The sequence below is a fragment of the Xanthomonas nasturtii genome (genome assembly GCF_023337365.3).
Lineage (GTDB): Bacteria > Pseudomonadota > Gammaproteobacteria > Xanthomonadales > Xanthomonadaceae > Xanthomonas > Xanthomonas nasturtii.
The window spans coordinates 2,953,150-2,972,521 of record NZ_CP142084.2; the positions used below are offsets into that span (position 1 = coordinate 2,953,150).

Annotated in this window: 15 protein-coding genes and 1 tRNA gene; all 16 read right to left on the bottom strand. The window is 62.5% G+C overall.

The annotated features are described in order from the left end of the window. Positions 1-63: 63 nt before the first annotated feature. The 16 genes from infB to M3O59_RS12930 all read right to left on the bottom strand — a co-directional run bounded on the left by infB (position 64) and on the right by M3O59_RS12930 (position 19,340). Entirely contained in the window at positions 64-2,775 is a 2,712-nt protein-coding gene (infB, locus tag M3O59_RS12855; RefSeq protein WP_181920639.1) for a translation initiation factor IF-2, read from the bottom strand. Between the two features lie 95 nt (positions 2,776-2,870). Further along, on the bottom strand, positions 2,871-4,382 hold the full coding sequence (nusA, locus tag M3O59_RS12860; protein ID WP_064633856.1) for a transcription termination factor NusA: 1,512 nt from the start codon (positions 4,380-4,382) through the stop codon (positions 2,871-2,873). A 4-nt stretch (positions 4,383-4,386) separates the two neighbouring features. Further along, a complete protein-coding gene (rimP, locus tag M3O59_RS12865) occupies positions 4,387-4,977 on the bottom strand; it encodes a ribosome maturation factor RimP (protein WP_064633853.1) in 591 nt (196 codons plus the stop codon). Between the two features lie 197 nt (positions 4,978-5,174). Next, positions 5,175-5,251, bottom strand: a tRNA-Met gene (locus tag M3O59_RS12870). A gap of 203 nt (positions 5,252-5,454) precedes the next feature. Then, on the bottom strand, positions 5,455-6,915 hold the full coding sequence (nuoN, locus tag M3O59_RS12875) for an NADH-quinone oxidoreductase subunit NuoN (RefSeq protein ID WP_116906572.1): 1,461 nt from the start codon (positions 6,913-6,915) through the stop codon (positions 5,455-5,457). Positions 6,916-6,951: 36 nt separating this feature from the next. Continuing rightward, the gene (locus tag M3O59_RS12880; RefSeq protein WP_064633850.1) at positions 6,952-8,454 is read right to left on the bottom strand and encodes an NADH-quinone oxidoreductase subunit M; all 1,503 of its coding nucleotides are present in this window, start codon (positions 8,452-8,454) and stop codon (positions 6,952-6,954) included. A gap of 20 nt (positions 8,455-8,474) precedes the next feature. Then, complete coding sequence (nuoL, locus tag M3O59_RS12885; RefSeq protein WP_116906568.1) at positions 8,475-10,634, bottom strand: NADH-quinone oxidoreductase subunit L; 2,160 nt, start codon at positions 10,632-10,634, stop codon at positions 8,475-8,477. Between the two features lie 7 nt (positions 10,635-10,641). Next, positions 10,642-10,947 carry an NADH-quinone oxidoreductase subunit NuoK gene (gene nuoK, locus M3O59_RS12890; protein ID WP_005914274.1) on the bottom strand — a complete coding sequence of 102 codons (306 nt, stop codon included), beginning with the start codon at positions 10,945-10,947 and terminating at the stop codon, positions 10,642-10,644. Next, positions 10,944-11,606 carry an NADH-quinone oxidoreductase subunit J gene (locus M3O59_RS12895; RefSeq protein ID WP_181920640.1) on the bottom strand — a complete coding sequence of 221 codons (663 nt, stop codon included), beginning with the start codon at positions 11,604-11,606 and terminating at the stop codon, positions 10,944-10,946. Before M3O59_RS12895 ends, nuoK begins: the two co-directional genes overlap by 4 nt. Positions 11,607-11,610: 4 nt before the next feature. Next, positions 11,611-12,099, bottom strand: coding sequence for an NADH-quinone oxidoreductase subunit NuoI (gene nuoI, locus M3O59_RS12900; protein ID WP_002810206.1), 489 nt, complete (start codon positions 12,097-12,099; stop codon positions 11,611-11,613). Positions 12,100-12,102: 3 nt separating this feature from the next. Then, positions 12,103-13,194, bottom strand: coding sequence for an NADH-quinone oxidoreductase subunit NuoH (gene nuoH / locus M3O59_RS12905; RefSeq protein WP_064633846.1), 1,092 nt, complete (start codon positions 13,192-13,194; stop codon positions 12,103-12,105). Next, positions 13,191-15,425, bottom strand: coding sequence for an NADH-quinone oxidoreductase subunit NuoG (nuoG, locus tag M3O59_RS12910; protein ID WP_116906567.1), 2,235 nt, complete (start codon positions 15,423-15,425; stop codon positions 13,191-13,193). The genes nuoH and nuoG overlap by 4 nt, the downstream gene beginning before the upstream one ends. Then, complete coding sequence (gene nuoF, locus M3O59_RS12915; protein ID WP_011259746.1) at positions 15,422-16,756, bottom strand: NADH-quinone oxidoreductase subunit NuoF; 1,335 nt, start codon at positions 16,754-16,756, stop codon at positions 15,422-15,424. The genes nuoG and nuoF overlap by 4 nt, the downstream gene beginning before the upstream one ends. 3 nt (positions 16,757-16,759) lie before the next feature. Beyond that, positions 16,760-17,287 (bottom strand): NADH-quinone oxidoreductase subunit NuoE, encoded by a 528-nt coding sequence (gene nuoE, locus M3O59_RS12920; RefSeq protein WP_116906566.1) that lies wholly within the window; start codon positions 17,285-17,287, stop codon positions 16,760-16,762. Then, entirely contained in the window at positions 17,284-18,591 is a 1,308-nt protein-coding gene (locus tag M3O59_RS12925) for an NADH-quinone oxidoreductase subunit D (RefSeq protein WP_064633843.1), read from the bottom strand. Before M3O59_RS12925 ends, nuoE begins: the two co-directional genes overlap by 4 nt. Beyond that, positions 18,588-19,340 (bottom strand): NADH-quinone oxidoreductase subunit C, encoded by a 753-nt coding sequence (locus tag M3O59_RS12930; RefSeq protein WP_116906565.1) that lies wholly within the window; start codon positions 19,338-19,340, stop codon positions 18,588-18,590. The genes M3O59_RS12925 and M3O59_RS12930 overlap by 4 nt, the downstream gene beginning before the upstream one ends. Positions 19,341-19,372 lie beyond the last annotated feature (32 nt).

A 19,372-nucleotide genomic window follows, 5' to 3' on the forward strand; every position in this document is an offset into this window, starting at 1 on the left:
AGCAAGCGCCTTCGCTTTCGCTTCTCCCGGGTTCCCGGTCCCCGGTCCCGGGTCCCGTCTTCGTTACAGCGTGCGGGCGACTTCGATACGCTCGAAGCACTCGATCTGGTCGCCGGCCTTGACGTCGTTGTAGGCCTTCACGCCGATACCGCATTCGGTACCGTTGCGCACTTCGTCGACGTTTTCCTTGAAGCGACGCAGCGATTCCAGCTCGCCCTCGAACACCACGACGCTGTCGCGGAGCACGCGGATCGGCTTGCTGCGCTTCACCACACCTTCGATGATCATGCAGCCTGCGACCGCGCCGAACTTGGAGCTGCGGAACACATCGCGAACCTGCGCAATACCGATGATCTCTTCGCGGATTTCCACACCGAGCAGACCGGACGCCACCTGCTTCACCTGGTCGATCACGTCATAGATAATCGAGAAGTAACGCAGATCGATACCGTTGGACTCGACGATCTTGCGCGCCGAAGCATCTGCACGCACGTTGAAGCCGATGATCGTGGCCTTGGAAGCCGCCGCCGAATTCGCATCGGATTCGGTAATGCCGCCCACGCCGGAGTGGATCACGTTGATGCGGATGTCGTCGTTGGACAACGCCACCAGCGACTGCTTGAGCGCTTCCACCGAACCCTGCACGTCGGCCTTGATCACCAGGTTCAACACCTGCTGACCATCACCCTTGCCCATCTGGGCCAGGATGTCTTCCATGCGGTTGCTGGCCGAGGCGACCAGACGCGACTCGCGGCGCTTGGTTTCGCGCTGCTGCGCCACGTCCTTGGCCAGACGCTCGTCGTCGACGACCACGAAGTCGTCGCCGGCTTCCGGCACGCCGGACAAGCCAAGCACCTGCACCGGAATCGACGGGCCCGCCGAGGCCGGCTGATGGCCGGTTTCGTCGAACAGCGCACGCACGCGGCCGTACTGAATGCCGCACACCAGGTAGTCGCCACGCTTCAGCGCACCCTGCTGCACCAGCACCGTCGCGACCGGGCCGCGGCCCTTGTCCAGCGAGGATTCGATGACGGTACCGCTGGCGCGGCCATCGGCCACTGCCTTGAGTTCCAGCACTTCGGCCTGCAGCGAAATCGCATCCAGCAGCGTGTCCACACCGGTACCGAGCTTGGCCGACACTTCGATGAACTGGGTGTCGCCACCGAAGTCTTCGGCCACCACGTTTTCGGCCAGCAGCTCGTTCTTGACCCGCAGCGGATCCGCGCCGGCCTTGTCGATCTTGTTGACTGCCACGATCAACGGAACGCCTGCCGCCTTGGCATGCGCCACCGCTTCCTTGGTCTGCGGCATCACCCCATCGTCTGCTGCAACGACCAGCACCACGATGTCGGTGATCTTGGCGCCGCGGGCACGCATCGAGGTAAACGCGGCATGGCCGGGCGTATCCAGGAAGCTGATGACGCCGCGGTTGGTTTCGACGTGGTAGGCACCGATGTGCTGGGTGATGCCGCCGGCTTCACCCGAAGCGATCTTGGTGCGACGGATGTAATCCAGCAGCGAGGTCTTGCCGTGATCGACGTGACCCATGATGGTGACCACCGGCGGACGCGAGGTGGTGTCGCCCTGCGCGTCTTCGGCATGCGCCAGCAGCGCGTCCTCGAAGTCGGCATTGTCGGCACGCACAGCCTTGTGGCCGAGTTCTTCGGTCACCAGCGAGGCGGTGTCGTGATCGATGCTCTGGGTGATGGTCGCCATGACGCCCATCTTGAACAGCGCCTTGACCACGTCGCCGCCCTTGAGCGCGAGCTTCTGCGCCAGGTCTGCAACGGTAATGGTCTCGCCGATCGCCACTTCACGCACCACTGGCGCGGTAGGACGTTCGAACCCGTGCGGCCCGCTGTTGGCCTGATTGCCACGGCCGTTGTCGTTGCCACGGCGCGAGGACGACGAACCGGGACGACCGGTCGGCTTGCCACGCACATTGGAACGACGCGCGCGATCGGCCGCGGACAGATGCAACTGCCCGGCGAAGCGCTTGGTCGCATCGTCGTCTTCGACACCGGCGACCATGACGTGCGAACCGCGCGTCTTGTGCTTGGCGGCATTGTTGTTACGGTCGTCCGGACGTGCCGGCGTTGCCGGACGCGAGGCCGGCGATGCGCCTGCCGGACGGGACGGACGCGGCGCGGAGGGTGACGACGGCGCGCGTGCAGCAGGCGCTGCTGCAGACGGCGTCGGCGCGGCAGCCACCGGGGCCGGCGCACTGGCAGCCGCAGCGGCTTCCTCGGCAGCCTTGCGCTCGGCTTCTGCACGATCCTTGGCAGCCTGCTCTTCTTCGCGCTTGCGTTGAATCGCTTCGTCGCGCACGCGGTCGCTTTCAGCCAGCGCCTGCTGCTCGTCGAGATTGCGCTGACGCGAGGCGGCGAGCTTGGCCAGGATGTCTGCGCGCTCCTCGTCCGGCGTCATCGGCGCGGCGCGGCCGCTGCCCTCGTTTTCGGATTTCACGTAGGTGCGCTTCTGCCGCACTTCCACGTTGACCGTGGTTTTGGTGCGACCGGCACTGACCGTCACTTCCTGCAGCTTGCGCCGATTGAGTGTGATCTTCTTGGCTGCTTCGCTCGCCGCTTCGGCGGGCGTGTCGGCCTTGCCATGCGTGCGACGCAGGAAGCCAAGCAGTTTCATCTTCTCGGTGCTGGTCACGACCTGGTCGGGACCGCTGAACTTCATTCCGGCCTCGGCCAGTTGAACCAGCAGTTTATCGACCGGCGTATTGACCAGTTCGGCAAGCTTGCGGATGGTGGTTTGCTGCGACATTCGGATCCTATGATCTGGTTGGCGCCCCCTCGCCCAGAGCAAGGGAAGCGCTGATTCTAAGCCCTGATGGGGTCAGGGCGCGGTTCATTGCCGGCTCATTCGCCGCGCTCCAAACGGGCGATCTCCTCGGCGCGGGCTGCCAGGATCAGCGCGGCGGCGCGCTCCTGGGTCAGACCCTCGATGCCGAAGTCGACGATCTCGTCCGCGGCCAGGTCCGACAAGTCCTCGCTGGTGCGCACGCCGTGCTCGGCCAGAGCAAAGGCCGTCTCCTCGTCCATCCCCTCCAGCGCCAGCAGGTCCTCGGTGGGCTGAGTTCCTTCCAGGCCTTCTTCTTCGGCCAGCGCGGCGTTGAGCAACGCATCGCGGGCACGGGCGCGCAGTTCTTCGACGATGTCTTCGTCGAAGCCTTCCACCGCCAGCAACTCGCCGACCGGCACGTAGGCGATTTCTTCGACCGTGCTGAAGCCTTCGGACACCAGGATTGCGGAAATTTCTTCGTCCACTTCCAGGCGATCCATGAACAGCTGGCGCGCTGCTGCCTGCTCGGCCTCGGACTTGGCGGCCACCTGGTCGGCGGTCATCACGTTGAGCTGCCACCCGGTCAGGCGGCTGGCCAGACGCACGTTCTGGCCGCCCTTGCCGATCGCCTGGGCCAGGCGGTCTTCTGCCACGGCCAGATCCATCGAGTGCTTGTCTTCATCGACGATGATCGACTGCACTTCGGCCGGCGCCATCGCATTGATCACGAAATTGGCCGGGTTCTCGTTCCACAACACGATATCCACGCGCTCGCCATTGAGCTCGTTGGACACCGCCTGCACGCGTGAACCGCGCATGCCGATGCACGCGCCGATGGGATCGGTGCGGGTGTCGTGTGCAATCACCGCAATCTTGGCACGGTCGCCCGGATCGCGTGCGCAGGCCTTGATCTCGACCAGGCCCTGGCCCACTTCCGGCACTTCGAGCTTGAACAGTTCGATCATGAATTCCGGCGCGGCGCGGCTGATGAACAGCTGCGGGCCACGCGGCTCGGAACGCACTTCGGCCAGATAACCGCGCACGCGGTCGCCCGGGCGCAACACGTCGCGCGGAATGCCCTTGTCCTTCGGAATGAAGGCTTCGGCATTGCCGCCCAGGTCCACAAAGATGTTGCCGCGCTCTGCGCGCTTGACCACACCGGTGATCAGCTCGCCCACGCGATCGTTCCACGCATCCACCACCTGCTGACGCTCGGCCTCGCGCACACGCTGCACGATCACCTGCTTGGCGGCCTGCGCGGCGATACGACCGAAGTCGGGGTTTTCAATCTGTTCTTCGATGTAGTCGCCCACATCCACGCCGTCGGCTTCCTCGATGGCATCCATCAGACGCACCTGGCGGTCCGGCGATTCCATCACTACATCGTCGGCCACCACTTCCCAACGACGGTAGGTTTCGTAGTTACCGTCCTTGTGATCGATGGTGACGCGTGCCAGCACGTCCTGGTCGGGATAGCGCTTCTTCGCTGCGGAAGCCAGCGCGGCCTCGATCGCATCGAAGATCACTTCGCGCGGCACGCCTTTCTCGTTGGCGACCGCATCCACTACCAGCAAAAGTTCCTTGCTCATTTCGTCACTCCGCGCGCGGCTTGCCAGCCGCCGACTCATTGGATGGTTTCTTCTTCTCGTGCCCGGGTTTTTTCGGGCCGGGCTTATTCGGTTTCTGCGGTGCCAGGCCCAACGCGACCCAGTCGGGCAGAATGCGCGCCTTGTCGATATTGTCGAAGGCGATCTGCACGTCTTTGCCATCGACCGCAAACACTACGGCGCCGGCCTCGGCATCGATGCGCAGGATCGGGCCCTGGAAGCGGCGCCGACCGTCCTGGGCCAGCTTCAATACGATCTTTGCGGATTCGCCGGCATGGCGCGCGAACTGTTCCAGCGTGAACAGCGGACGGTCCACACCCGGCGAAGAGACTTCCAGGGTGTAGTTGCCGCTGATCGGGTCTTCGACATCGAGCTGGGCCGACACTTCACGGCTCACACGCTCGCAGTCGTCGACGTTGATGACACGCTCGGGCTGCTCGGCCAGCGGCACATCGATGTACAGGCGCAATGTGGCGCCACCTGGGGCAGGAAGATATTCCACGCCCAGCAGTTCCAAGCCCAGGGACTCAACCGTTGGACTCAGCAGATTCGCGATTTCGGTCGCTTTTTCGCTCACAGACTGCCCTGATCAGATGATTGCCAGTAGAACCCCGGCAACCGGCAGCAAACTTTCCGGTTCCGGAAAAAACAAGGGGCCCGATGGGCCCCTTGCGTGAAAAAAGCCCGACCTCTCAGGGTCGGCGTAAAGACGGGAACATGCGTCCTTACGATCCAAGAAGTTGAATTACTGCGATAAAGCAACAATTCGAAACTTGGTAGCGGGGGCAGGATTTGAACCTGCGACCTTCGGGTTATGAGCCCGACGAGCTGCCAGACTGCTCCACCCCGCAGCAGAAGCGGAATTATGAAGAACTTGAGCGGCAATTGCAAGCCCTAGTTTTTCATCTGTTGAACAGCGTGGCGGCTGTTCAACGTCGCGGCGAATGATAACCGCAATGCAACAAAAACGAAATAGTAAATGCAGCTTTATTTTAGTCCAGTGCCGCACACGTGGCGTGGAGCACCGCCAGACCTAGGACCGGTCTGCCTTTACTTAAGCAAGGCCAGCGAACGCGCGCTGGCACCACACCATGATCGGGCTCCAGGCCAGGCCAAGGGCCAGCAAGGCCAGCGCATTGACGCCAAGCACGGCGCCCAGCACGCGGTCGTTGTTGGCCGGCAAAGGCTCGCCCACCGGCTCGTCGAAGTACATGACCTTGATGACACGCAGGTAGTAGTACGCACCGATCACAGCGCAAATCACGCCGACCAGCGCCAGCCACAACATGTCGCCCTTCACCGCCGCACCCAGCACTGCCAGCTTGGTCCAGAAGCCAAGGAACGGCGGGATGCCTGCAAGCGAGGCCATGATGCACAGCACCAGCCCTGCCATCCACGGGTTACGCGCATTGAGTCCCTTGAAGTCGTCGATGTTCTCCGCCTCGAACCCATTGCGCGACAGCGCGATGATGGCGCCGAACGACGCGGTGGACATGATGGTGTAGCTGACCGCGTAGAACATTGCCGCCGCATAGCCTTCTTCGCCACCGCCGGCAACGCCCATCAGCAGGAAGCCGATGTGCGAAACGGTCGAGTACGCGAGCATGCGCTTTAGATTGCTCTGCGCAATGGCCATCAGGTTGCCCACCACCAACGACAGTGCCGACAGACCGCCGATCAGCAGATGCCACTGTGGCGACAGCGGCCCCATGCCGACTTCCAGCAGGCGATACGCCATACCGAATGCCGCGAGCTTGGGCGCCGAACTGATGAACAGCGCGATTGGCGCGGGCGCGCCCTGGTACACGTCGGGCAGCCACATGTGGAACGGCGCAGCGCCCAGCTTGAAGGCAACACCGGCGATCATGAAGATGGTGCCGGTCAGCAACAGCGTGCGCTCCTTGGAGCCCTCGATCGCATCGTGGATGCCGGCCAGGCTGAGGGTGCCGGTCGCGCCGTACACCAGCGACATGCCGTACAGCAGCAGACCCGATGCCAGCGAACCGAGCACGAAATACTTCATTGCCGCTTCGGTGGCCAGACCATTGTCGCGGTTGGATGCGACCAACGCGTAGGAGCACAGCGCAAGCAGCTCAAGACCCAGATAGACCATCAGCAGGCTACCGGCCGACGCCAGCAGCATCATGCCCGCAGTGGCGAACAGCACCAACACCGGAATTTCGCCCTGGTAGAGATTGCGCTCGCGCAGGTAGGTCCAGCCATAGACCAGGCTCAGCCCGCTGACCAGCACGATCACGGTCTTCATGACATCGGCCGCAGTGTCGCGAACGAACATGCCGCTGAAGATGTCGCCCTGCCCGCCCGTGCCGGTCGCCAGCAACACCAGCACCACGGCAAGGACGGCAACGGAGAACAGGTGGGTCCAGACCTTGTTCCGCTGGCTCACGAACAGGTCGAGCATCAGCAGTGCGAAGGCGCCGCCGATCAGCACCAGCTCCGGTACGAGCGGAGCCAAGTCAGCGGTGGTCAACGGCGCGAGCGTTGGCGTGGTCATCATCAAATCCTGAAAATCAAAACGTACGGCAAGCGGTCAAAGCTTGGTCGCGGCAATCTGGGTAGCCAGCTTGGCGATCGATGGTTCCATCAGATCGGTCAGCGGCTTCGGATACAGGCCCAGGGCCAGCACGCCGGCAGCGAACACCCCCAGGACGAATGCTTCACGGCCATTGATGTCCTTCAGCTCGGCCACGTGTGCGTTGGCCACTTCACCGAAGAACACGCGCTTGTAGAGCCACAGCGTGTAAGCGGCGGTGATCACCAGCGTGGTCGCCGCAGCGAAGGCAACCAAGGGATGCTTCTGGAAGCTGGCCAGGATCACCATGAATTCGCCAACGAAGCCGCTGGTGCCAGGCAGGCCGGCATTGGCCATGAAGAACAGCATGGCGAAGGTGGCGAACCACGGCATCACGTTTACCACGCCGCCGTAGTCGGCGATGCGACGGGTGTGCATGCGGTCGTAGAGCACGCCGATGCAGGAGAACATCGCACCGGACACGAAGCCGTGCGAAATCATCTGCACCATCGCACCCTGCAGGCCGAGGCGCGCAGCGTCGGTGCTGCCGTACTCGCGCACCAGGGTGAAGGCGATGAACGTACCGAGCGTGACGAAGCCCATGTGCGCGATGGACGAATACGCCACCAGCTTCTTCATGTCTTCCTGCACCAGCGCCACCAGGCCGACATAGACCACCGCGATCAGCGACAGCGCGATGACCAGCCAGGCGAACTCGTGGCTGGCGTCCGGCACGATCGGCAGATTGAAACGCAGGAAACCGTAGCCGCCGATCTTCAGCGCGATCGCCGCCAGGATCACCGAACCGGCGGTCGGCGCCTCGACGTGGGCATCCGGCAACCAGGTGTGCACCGGGAACATCGGCACCTTGACCGCAAACGCGATCAGGAACGCGAAGAAGATCCAGGTCTGTTCCTTGGCGGTGAGCTGCAGCGCATACAGGTCTGCCAGCTGGAAGCTGCCACCCTTCAGATACAGATACACCAGGCCGACCAGCATCAGCACCGAGCCGAGGAAGGTGTACAGGAAGAACTTCATCGCCGCGTAGATGCGCCGCGGACCGCCCCAGACACCGATGATCAGGAACATCGGGATCAGCATGGCTTCGAAGAACACGTAGAACAACATCGCGTCGGTGGCGGCAAAGATGCCGACCGTGACGCCTTCCAGGATCAGGAAGGCGGCGACGTATTGATTGACGCGCTTGTCGATCGAGCGCCAGGCACCGATCAGGGCCAGCACCGTCACCAGCGTGGTCAGCACGATCAACGCGACCGCGATGCCATCCACGCCCAGGTTGTAGCCGATGTTGTAGGCCGGGATCCATGCGTGCAGTTCGATGAACTGCAGGGCGTCATTGGCGGTGTCGTAGCCCAGCAGCGGCAGACTCAGCGCAAAGGTCGCCACCGCCACCGCCAACGATGCCCACCGGGCGGTTTCGGCGTTGCGTAACGCAAGGATCAGGGCGCCGCCGATAATCGGCAGCCAGATCAAGATAGACAGTAAAGGCCAGTTCGACACGTTTTCTTATTCCGTACAGGTCAACGCCAGAAATGCATCAGTACCGCCAACAAGGCGATCAAACCGATGATCATTGCGAAGGCGTAGTGATAGAGGAAACCGGATTGCGTGCGACGCAGCAGATTTGCAGCCAGGTCGATCAGTCGGGCAGAACCATTGACGACCACGCCGTCGACCACATGGGTGTCGATTGCGCGTGACGCCTTGCCAAGGACAACGCCACCACCGGCGAAGCCATTGATCCACAGCTTGTCGAAGCCGTATTTGTTTTCCAGCAACCACACGATCGGCGCGAATGCCTTGCGCGATTTGGTGGCCAGGTCGGGCTTCCACAGGTAGAACAGCGCGGCCAGCAGCAAACCTGCGACCGTCAGGAAGAAAGGTGCAGCGGTCATGCCGTGCAACGCGAACGCAACCGGACCGTGGAATTCTTCAGCCAGCGCACCGACGGTGTCGCGTGCCGGGTCGTAGAAGTCGACGATGCCGGTGAAGAACGAGACGGCCTGGCCCTTGAGCGCGTGCGCCGCATGGTGACCCTGCCAATCGGTGCCGAACAGCATCGGACCAATGGTGAAGAAGCCGATCGCCACCGACGGAATCGCCAACAGGATCAATGGCAGCGTCACCACCCACTTCGATTCGTGCGGTTCGTGGGCACCGTGATGACCATGGCCGTGGTCGTCGTGGCCGTGCGTATCGTGTGCATGTACGTCGTGCGCGTGGACCTGCGCTTCGGCATCGGTGTGCGCGCTGTCGTGATGTGCATGCGTGTCGTGCGCATGGGCATCGCGGAAACGCTCCTTGCCGTGGAAGGTCAGGAACAGCAGGCGGAAGCTGTAGAAGCTGGTGACCAGCACGCCGCCGAGCACTGCCCAGTAGCCATACGTCGCGATCCAGCTATGCGATTCGTGCGCATGGTGTGCGGCTGCCTCGATGATGGTGTCCTTGGAGTAGAAGCCGGAGAAGAACGGCGTACCCACCAGCGCCAGGGTGCCGATCACGCTGGTCCAGTACGTCACCTTCATGTACTTGCGCAGGCCTCCCATCTTGCGCATGTCCTGCTCATGGTGCATGCCGATGATGACCGAGCCGGCAGCCAGGAACAGCAGCGCCTTGAAGAAGGCGTGCGTCATCAGATGGAACACCGCCGCCGAATATGCCGACACGCCCAGTGCAACGGTCATGTAGCCCAGCTGCGACAGCGTGGAATACGCAACCACACGCTTGATGTCGTTCTGCACGATGCCGATCAGGCCGGTGAAGAAGGCCGTGGTCGCACCGATGAACAGGATGAAGTTCAACGCGGTTTCCGACAGCTCGAACAGCGGGGACATGCGCGCGACCATGAAGATGCCGGCAGTCACCATCGTCGCAGCATGGATCAGCGCCGAGATCGGCGTCGGTCCTTCCATCGAGTCCGGCAGCCACACGTGCAACGGCACCTGCGCCGACTTGCCCATCGCGCCAATGAACAGGCAGATGCAGATCAGCGTCATCACGCTCCATTCGTGGCCGGCGAACAGCTGCACCTTGGCATTGGCCATGGTGGTCGCGTTGGCGAACACGGTGGAGTAATCCAGCGAGCCGAACCACAGCAACACGCCAGCAATGCCCAGGATGAAGCCGAAGTCGCCGACGCGGTTGACCAGGAACGCCTTCATGTTGGCGAACACCGCGGTCGGGCGCTTGAACCAGAAACCGATCAGCAGGTAAGACACCAGGCCCACCGCTTCCCAGCCGAAGAACAGCTGCAGGAAGTTGTTGCTCATCACCAGCGTGAGCATGGCGAAGGTAAACAGCGAGATGTAGCTGAAGAAGCGCTGGTAGCCCGGATCTTCTTCCATGTAGCCGATGGTGTAGATGTGCACCAATAGCGACACGAAGGTCACCACCACCATCATCATCGCGGTCAGGCGGTCGACCATGAAGCCGACATGCGCCGAATAATTACCGACATCGAAGAAGGTGTAGAGATTCTGGTTGAACGGGCTGGCGCCCTGCTCCACCAGCTGATACAGCGTCAGGCACGACAACACGCAGCTGACCGCCACACCGAGGATGGTGACGTACTGCGCGCCCTTGCGGCCCACCTGGCGCCCGAACAGGCCGGCGATGATGCTGCCGACCAGCGGTGCAAGCACCACAGCGATCAGCAGACTCTTGGAGAGAGTGATTTCCATCTACAGGTCAGCCCTTCAACGTATCGACTTCGGCCACATTGATCGTGCGGCGCGTGCGGAACAGAGTCACCAGGATCGCGAGGCCGATTGCAGCCTCCGCAGCGGCAACCGTCAGAATGAAGAACACGAACAACTGACCGGCGGTGTCGCCGAGCTCGCGCGAGAACGCGATGAAGTTGACGTTGACCGACAGCAGCATCAACTCGATCGACATCAGCAACACGATGACGTTCTTGCGGTTGAGGAAGATGCCGGCCAGGGAGATGCAGAACAGCACCGCACCCAGTCCAAGCAGGTGGCCCAAGGTAATCAAGACTTCGCCTCCTGTCCGTCGGCCGCATCGCGCTTCGGCGCAACCTGTACCGGCTTTTCAACCGCCATTTTGACCATGCGCAGACGGTCGCCCGCCTTCACGCGCGACTGCTCGCCGGCATTCTGCAGCTTGATGCCGGTGCGCTTGCGCAAGGTCAGCATCACCGCAGCCACCACGGCCACAGTCAGGATCACCGCGGCAAATTCGAATGGCAGCAGGAACTCGGTGTACAGGCTCTTGGCCAGCCAGGTCAGGTTCGAACTGTCGGCGGCTTGCGCCGCTGCGTTGTCAGCCGGGAACGGCGTGGCGCTGCGCGACTTGACGCCGATCAAGGTGACCATCTGCGCCAGCATGGCGACCGCCACGATCACTCCGAGCGGCATGTACTTGACCCAACCCTCGCGCAGGCGGCTGGTGTCGATGTCCAGCATCATCACCACGAACAGGAACAGCACCATCACTGCGCCGACGTAGACCAGCACCAGCGTGACGCCGAGGAATTCGGCACCAACCAGCAACCAGATGCATGCCATCGAGAAGAAAGTGAGGATCAGGCACAACACGGCATATACCGGGTTACGCACGCTGATCACCGCACCGGCGGACACGACCGCGACGGCGGAGAAGGCGTAAAAAGCAATAGTGACCCAGTCCATCATGACCTCAACGGAAGGCGGCATCGGCAGCGCGACGCTCGGCGATCTCGGTTTCGAACCGGTCTCCGATCGCCAGCAGCTGCGGCTTGTTGACAATATTCTCGCCACGCTTCTCGAAGTGATACTCGAGGATGTGCGTTTCGACGATCGAGTCCACCGGGCAGCTTTCCTCGCAGAAGCCGCAGAAGATGCACTTGAACAGGTCGATATCGTAGCGCGTGGTGCGGCGTGAGCCATCTTCGCGCTTGGCCGAGTCGATGGTGATCGCCAGCGCCGGGCACACTGCCTCGCACAGCTTGCAGGCGATGCAACGCTCTTCCCCATTGGGATAGCGGCGCAGCGCGTGCAGGCCACGGAACCGTGGCGACTGTGGGAATTTCTCCATCGGATACAGCACGGTGTACTTGGGCTTGAACGTGTATTTCAACGTCAGCCACAAGCCGCCAAGCAGTTCGAGCAGCAACAGGCTCTTGAAGTAATGGGTGATCTTGTTCATCAATTACACGCCCTTCTGGATCACGCCGTAAAACACCATCAACGCCGTCACTGCGATCCATACGATCGTGAGCGGAATGAACACCTTCCAGCCCAGACGCATGATCTGGTCGTAGCGGTAGCGCGGGAAGCTGGCACGGAACCAGATGTAGGCGCTGGCGAAGAAGAACACCTTCAAAAGCAGCCACGGCCAGCCGCCGGTCCACAACCAGTCAATCCACGGCGATATATCCGCGTTGACCCAGCCCTGGATCGGGCTCAGCCAGCCGCCGAGGAAGAAGATCGAGATCAGGAAGCTGACCAGGATCATGTTGGCGTATTCGGCCAGGAAGAACAGCGCGAATGCACCACCCGAATATTCGACCATGTGGCCGGCAACGATTTCCGATTCGCCTTCCACGACGTCGAACGGCGCGCGGTTGGTTTCGGCGACGCCGGACACCCAGTACACGATGAACAACGGAAACAGCGGAATCAGGAACCAGTCGAAGAAGCCGGAGCTGCCTGCCTGCGCGAACACGATCTGGCTCAGGTTGACGCTGCCCGAGGCGATCATCACGCCGACAAGCGCAAAGCCCATCGCAATTTCGTAACTGACCACCTGCGCTGCAGAGCGCATCGCACCCAGGAAGGCGTACTTCGAGTTGGATGCCCAACCGGCGAGGATGATGCCGTACACGCCCAGCGAAGTCATCGCCAGCAGATACAGCAAACCGACGTTGGCGTTGGACAACACCAGCTTCGCATCGAACGGCACCACCGACCATGCGGCAAACGCAGGCGCCAGGGTCAGCAACGGCGCGATGATGAACATCGCCTTGTGCGCGCTGCTGGGTTGCACGATCTCCTTGAACAGGAGTTTGAACACGTCGGCGAAGGCCTGGAAGATGCCCATGCCCACGTACATCGGCCCGTGGCGCACGTGCATCCAACCGATCAGCTTGCGCTCCCAGACGACGTAGAAGGCCACCGACACGATCACCGGCACGGTGATCAGCAGGATCTTCAACACCGACCAGAGCACCACGCCGCCATCGCCCAGCCCCAGAAACCACTGGTGCAAAGGGTCGACCAGGTTCAACAGCAATTCGTTCATGCAGCCACCACCGTTACACGACCGGCACCGAGCGGCGCGGTTGCGCCATGGCCGGATTCGATCCACACCGTGCCCGGTGCGACGCGCTTGTCCAGCACCACCGGCAGCGTTGCCTTACCGGCATCGGTACCGACCTTGACCATCTGACCTGCCTGGACCTGCAACTGCGCAGCCTGCTCCGGATGCAGCGTCACGCACGGCGCACGGTTGAGCGGGTGCGATTGCAGCGCAGCGGCGCGACGGACGACTGCATCGGTGCGGTAGATCGCTGCAGTCGCAGCGACTTCCAACCCGTTGCTGGCGGCCGTTGGTTGCGCCGACGCCGTCGGGGTCACACTGCGGTTCTGCATGCCGGCGCGCAGGCCGACCAGATCGATGAACTCGAAACCCCGCAGGCCCAGCTCGCCACCAAGTGCACGCAGCACGCGCCAGCCTTCCCGTGCTTCGACCGGCAATCGGCCTGCAGCACGTGCGGTTTGCACGCGACCGTCGAGATTGGTCAGCGATGCATCGATTTCCGGCAACGCGCCGATCGGCAGGATCACATCGGCCACATCGCGCGTCGAGGCACAAGCGAACTGGCTGAAGGCAACGACCTTGGCACCGGCCAGCGCGCTGCGTGCAGCGGCCGCATCGGCAAAGTCCAGGCCCGGCTCGATGCCATACAGCACATAGGCCTGACGCGGCTGAGCGAACATTTCAGCCACGTCGCGCGCAGCGGGCAGCACGCCCTGCGAGACCAGACCGACAGCGTTGGCGCCCTGCGGGATGCGGCACAGCGATGCCCCGGTTGCGGCGGCAAAAGCGCGTGCAGCTGCACGCAGTGCGGCAGCCTGCGGATGATTTTCGACCAGCGCACCGACCACGATCACAGCGCGGCTTGCCGCCTTGACCGCATCGTGCAGCGTGACGTCGTCCAGGGCGCCAGCCAACTGCGACGGCGCCACCACGGCCCGACTGGCCTGGGTGAAGGCGAAATCGAAATCGACCGGGTTGACCGAGTGAATCTGGGTGCGGTTCTGGATGTGCGCCTTGCGCAGACGTGCATGAAGCAACGGCAGCTCGTGACGCACGTTGGTGCCGAACAACACGACCACGTCGGCTTGTTCGATCTCGGCCAGCGGCGTGGCGAATGCTTCGGCCACCGCAGCGTCGGAGAAATCGCGATTGAGCAGACGGTGGTCCAGATTGCCGCTGCCCAGCCCTTCGGCCAGACGCGCGAGCAATGCACCCTCCTCGTTGGAGGTGGACGGGTGCACCAGCACGCCGAGCTGATCGCCGGCGTTGTCACGCAGGATCTGCGTGGCGGCAGCCAGACCCTCGGTCCAGCTCACCTCGGTCCATTCACCGTTGACCTTCTTCAGGGGCTTGATCGCACGGTCTTCGGCGTACAGACCCTGATGCGAATAACGGTCGCGATCGGACAGCCAGCATTCGTTGACTGCCTCGTTCTCGCGCGGCACGGTGCGCAGCACTTCGCCGCGACGCACATGCAGGAACAGGTTCGAGCCCATCGCATCGTGATAACCGAGCGATTCGCGTGCCATCAATTCCCACGGACGCGCACGGAACTGGAACACCTTGTTGGTCAGCGCACCGACCGGGCAGACGTCGATGACGTTGCCGGAAATTTCGGTGGTCAGCGGCTTGCCGTCGTAGGTGCCGATCTGCAGATTTTCGCCGCGATACATGCCGCCCAGCTCGTAGGTGCCGGCGATGTCTGCGGTGAAACGCACACAGCGGGTGCACTGGATGCAGCGGGTCATTTCGGTAGCGACCAGCGGGCCGATGTCTTCGTCCGGCACCACGCGCTTGCGCTCGTTGAAGCGGCTCACCGAACGGCCGTAGCCGAGCGAAACGTCCTGCAGCTCGCACTCGCCGCCCTGATCGCAGATCGGGCAGTCCAGCGGGTGGTTGATCAGCAGGAATTCCATCACGCTGCGCTGGTACTTCAGCGCCTTTTCGCTACGCGTGGTGACCTTCATGCCATCCATCACCGGCGTGGCGCAGGCAGGCGACGGCTTGGGTGACTTTTCTACATCGACCAGGCACATGCGGCAGTTGGCCGCGATCGGCAGCTTCTCGTGGTAGCAGAAGCGCGGGATCGGGATGCCGGCCTTGTCGGCCGCCTGGATGATCATCGATCCCTTCGGCACCACCAGGGACTGCCCGTCGATCTCGACGGTGACATGGTCCGGTGGGACGTTCGGGTTCACTGGTTGGGCGCTCATGCAGCCACTCCGACTTGCGTATCGACGATCGAACGACCGTTGACGATGTAGTACTCGAACTCGTCCCAGAACTGGCGCAGGAAGCCCTGAATCGGCCATGCCGCCGCTTCACCGAACGCACAGATGGTGTGCCCTTCGATCTGGCCGGCAACCGTGCGCAGCTGGTGCAGGTCTTCCATCGTGGCCTTGCCGGCAACGATGCGCTCCAGCACGCGGTGCATCCAGCCGGTGCCCTCGCGGCACGGGGTGCACTGGCCGCAGGATTCCTTGTGGAAGAACTGCGAGATGCGGCACGCGAAACGCACGCAGCAGACGCTGTCGTCCAGTACCACGATGGCGCCCGAACCCAGACCGGTGCCCAGCGCACGCAGGGTGTCGTAATCCATCTGCAGGCCAGCGACCTGGTCGGCCTTCAATACCGGCATCGACACGCCGCCGGGCACCACGCCCTTGAGCTTGCGACCCGGACGCAGGCCACCGGCCATTTCCAGCAATTCGTCGAAGGTGGTGCCGAGCGGCACTTCGAAATTGCCGCCCTTCTGCACGCAACCGGAGACCGAGAAAATTTTCGGGCCGCCGTTCTTGGTCTTGCTCAAACCGAGGAACCACTCCGGGCCATTACGAATGATCGCCGGCACCGACGCATAGGTCTCGGTGTTGTTGATGGTGGTCGGCTTGCCGTACAGGCCGAAGTTCGCCGGGAACGGCGGCTTGTAGCGCGGCTGGCCCTTCTTGCCTTCCAGCGATTCCATCAATGCGGTTTCTTCGCCGCAGATATAGGCGCCAGCGCCCAGCGCACCGTAGATATCGATATCCACGCCGCTGCCGAGAATGTTCTTGCCCAGCCAGCCGTTGGCGTACGCATCGGCCAGTGCCAGCTCGAAGTTTTCGAACGGCTCGTGGTGGAACTCGCCACGCAGGTAGTTGTAGCCCACCGTCGAGCCAGTGGCGTAGCAGGCGATGGCCATGCCCTCCACCACCGAATGCGGGTTGTAACGCAGGATGTCGCGGTCCTTGCAGGTGCCCGGCTCGGATTCGTCCGAATTGCACAGGATGTACTTCTGCATCGTGCCCTTGGGCATGAACGACCACTTCAGCCCGGTCGGGAAGCCTGCGCCGCCACGGCCGCGCAGGTTCGATGCCTTGACCATTTCGATGACGTCGGCCGGCGCGATCTTCTCTTCGAGGATCTTGCGCAGCGCGGCGTAGCCACCGGTTTTCAGATAGCTCTCATACGACCACGGGGTGTCGTAATGCAGGGTCGTATAGACGACCTGATGCGGCAGCGGCGCCGGACCGACCGGGCCTGAGGGTGCGTGATGATGTGCCATGTCTTATTCCAGCCCGTCCAGCAGCGCGTCGACCTTCTCTTTCGTCAGGTGCTCGTGATAGTGGCCGTTGATGACCATCATCGGCGCTGCAGAGCAGGCCGCCAGGCACTCTTCTTCGCGCTTGAGGTAGACGCGGCCATCGGCCGTCGACTGCCCCAGCTTGCAACCCAGTTTCTTTTCCGCATGCGCCAACAGATCTTCGGCGCCATTGAGCCAGCAACTGATGTTGGTGCAGAACGCCACGTTGTGGCGGCCGACGCGCTCGGTCTCGAACATCGAGTAGAAGCTGGCGACCTCGTAGGCCCACACTGGCGGCAGTTCCAGGTACTTGGCCACACCGACGATCAATTCGTCGGTCAACCAACCCTGGTTCTGCTCCTGTGCAGCATGCAGGCCCTGCAGCACCGCCGAACGCTTGCGATCGGGCGGAAACTTGGCTATCCAATGGTCGATGTGCGCGCGCGTCTTGTCGCTCAGCACCACCTGCGGATCGACGTCGCGCGCCGCTTCGAAATTACCCGTCGCCTTCATCGGTCAACCTCACCGAAAACCAAATCGTAAGTACCGATCATCGCCACGACGTCGGCCAGCAAATAGCCACGCACCACGGCGTCCATCGACGACAGATGCGCAAAACCCGGCGCGCGCAGATGCACGCGGAACGGCTTGTTGGCGCCATCGGACATCAGGTAGCACCCGAACTCGCCCTTGGGCGCTTCGACCGCGCTATAGGTTTCCCCGGCCGGCACGCAGTAGCCTTCGCTGAACAGCTTGAAGTGATGGATCAGCGCTTCCATGTCGTCCTTCATGCCTTCGCGGCTTGGCGGAGCGACCTTGAAATTGGTGACCATGACCGGGCCCGGATTGGCCTTCAGCCACTTCACGCATTGCTTGATGATGCGGTTGGATTCGCGCATCTCGGCCACGCGCACCAGGTAACGGTCGTAGCAGTCGCCGTTGGTGCCGACCGGGACATCGAACTCCACCGCATCGTATTTGGCGTACGGCTGCTTCTTGCGCAGATCCCACTCGATACCGGAACCACGCAGCATCGGACCGGTCATGCCCCAGGCACGCGCCAGATCAGGGCTGATGATGCCGACATCGACGGTACGCTGTTTCCAGATACGATTATCGGTCAGCAGCGTTTCGTATTCATCCACGCGCGACGGAAAGGTGTTGGTGAAGTCTTCGAGGAAGTCCAGCATCGATCCTTCGCGCGCCGCATTGAGCTTCTTCAGCGCCCCGCCCTTGTGCCAGCGCGACTCCTTGTACCTCGGCATGCGATCGGGCAGATCGCGGTACACGCCACCGGGACGATAATAGGCTGCGTGCATGCGCGCGCCACTGACCGCCTCGTAGACGTCCATCAATTCTTCGCGCTCGCGGAATGCATACAGCATCACCGCCATCGCACCCAGATCGAGCGCGTTGGAGCCCACCCACATCAGGTGGTTCTTGATGCGGGTGATCTCGTCGAACATGGTGCGGATGTACTGCGCACGCTCGGGCGCTTCGATGCCCATCAGGGACTCGATCGCGCGGACGTAGGCGTGTTCGTTGCACATCATCGACACGTAATCCAGGCGATCCATGTACGGAACCGACTGGTTGAACGGCTTGGATTCGGCCAACTTCTCGGTGCCACGGTGCAGCAGCCCGATATGCGGATCGGCGCGCACCACGGTCTCGCCATCCATTTCCAGGATCAGGCGCAGCACGCCGTGCGCCGCAGGATGCTGCGGGCCGAAGTTCATCGTGTAATTGCGGATTTCCTGCTTGCTTTCGGCAGGATTGCTCGCGAAGGCATCGGTTGCCTGGCGGAACTCACTCACTTGGCAGTCTCCGACTTGCCCACTTCACCGGCGGCAGTCTCATAACGGGCATCGTCGCGAATCACGCGCGGCACGCCGACGCGCGGCTCGACCGAGGTCACCGGCTCATACACCACGCGTTTGCGCTCATCGTCGTAACGCACTTCGACGTTGCCGATCAGCGGGAAATCCTTGCGGAACGGATGGCCGACGAATCCGTAGTCGGTCAGGATGCGGCGCAGATCCGGGTGGCCATCGAACACGATGCCGAACAGGTCGAAGGCTTCGCGTTCGAACCAGTTCACGCCCGGCCAGATATCGGTCAACGAGGCCACCACCGGCACCTGCTCGTCCGGTGCGTAGCAACGCACGCGCAGACGCTGGTTGTGCTGGTAGGAAATCAGCTGCGCGACCACTGCGAAGCGCTGCCTGGGCATGTGCTGCGGCTGCGCGCCAGTGGAACTTTCCTGGCTGGGAAATTCGCCCCAGGCGAAACGACCGACGGCCTTGCCCTCGACGCCGCGACTGAAGCCCTGCGACGACACGTCGGCGGTATCCCACTCGTCGCTGCCGTAGCCCAGGTAATCGACGCCGCACAGGTCGCTGAGCTGTTCGAAACCGAGCTCATCGCGCAGCGCCAGACAGGTGGCGTGCCAATCGGCCGCAGCGACTTCCAGCGTCACTTCGCCGCGCGGCAATGCCACGGCGATCTGCGCAGCGGCGAAACGTGCCGCAAGTCGGTCAGTGAAGGAGGATGCTTGCTCTGCCATGGGGGCTTGGCTGCTCTCGGTAGAAGAAGACG

What these genes read in the sequence shown, in the direction of transcription:
- M3O59_RS12930 (WP_116906565.1), bottom strand. Translation starts at nt 19,340, where the DNA reads ATGGCAGAGCAAGCATCCTCCTTCACTGACCGACTTGCGGCACGTTTC.
- nuoG (WP_116906567.1), bottom strand. Translation starts at nt 15,425, where the DNA reads ATGAGCGCCCAACCAGTGAACCCGAACGTCCCACCGGACCATGTCACC.
- nuoN (WP_116906572.1), bottom strand. Translation starts at nt 6,915, where the DNA reads ATGACCACGCCAACGCTCGCGCCGTTGACCACCGCTGACTTGGCTCCG.
- nuoF (WP_011259746.1), bottom strand. Translation starts at nt 16,756, where the DNA reads ATGGCACATCATCACGCACCCTCAGGCCCGGTCGGTCCGGCGCCGCTG.
- nuoI (WP_002810206.1), bottom strand. Translation starts at nt 12,099, where the DNA reads ATGAACAAGATCACCCATTACTTCAAGAGCCTGTTGCTGCTCGAACTG.
- nuoL (WP_116906568.1), bottom strand. Translation starts at nt 10,634, where the DNA reads ATGGAAATCACTCTCTCCAAGAGTCTGCTGATCGCTGTGGTGCTTGCA.
- infB (WP_181920639.1), bottom strand. Translation starts at nt 2,775, where the DNA reads ATGTCGCAGCAAACCACCATCCGCAAGCTTGCCGAACTGGTCAATACG.
- nuoH (WP_064633846.1), bottom strand. Translation starts at nt 13,194, where the DNA reads ATGAACGAATTGCTGTTGAACCTGGTCGACCCTTTGCACCAGTGGTTT.
- nuoE (WP_116906566.1), bottom strand. Translation starts at nt 17,287, where the DNA reads ATGAAGGCGACGGGTAATTTCGAAGCGGCGCGCGACGTCGATCCGCAG.
- nusA (WP_064633856.1), bottom strand. Translation starts at nt 4,382, where the DNA reads ATGAGCAAGGAACTTTTGCTGGTAGTGGATGCGGTCGCCAACGAGAAA.
- M3O59_RS12895 (WP_181920640.1), bottom strand. Translation starts at nt 11,606, where the DNA reads ATGATGGACTGGGTCACTATTGCTTTTTACGCCTTCTCCGCCGTCGCG.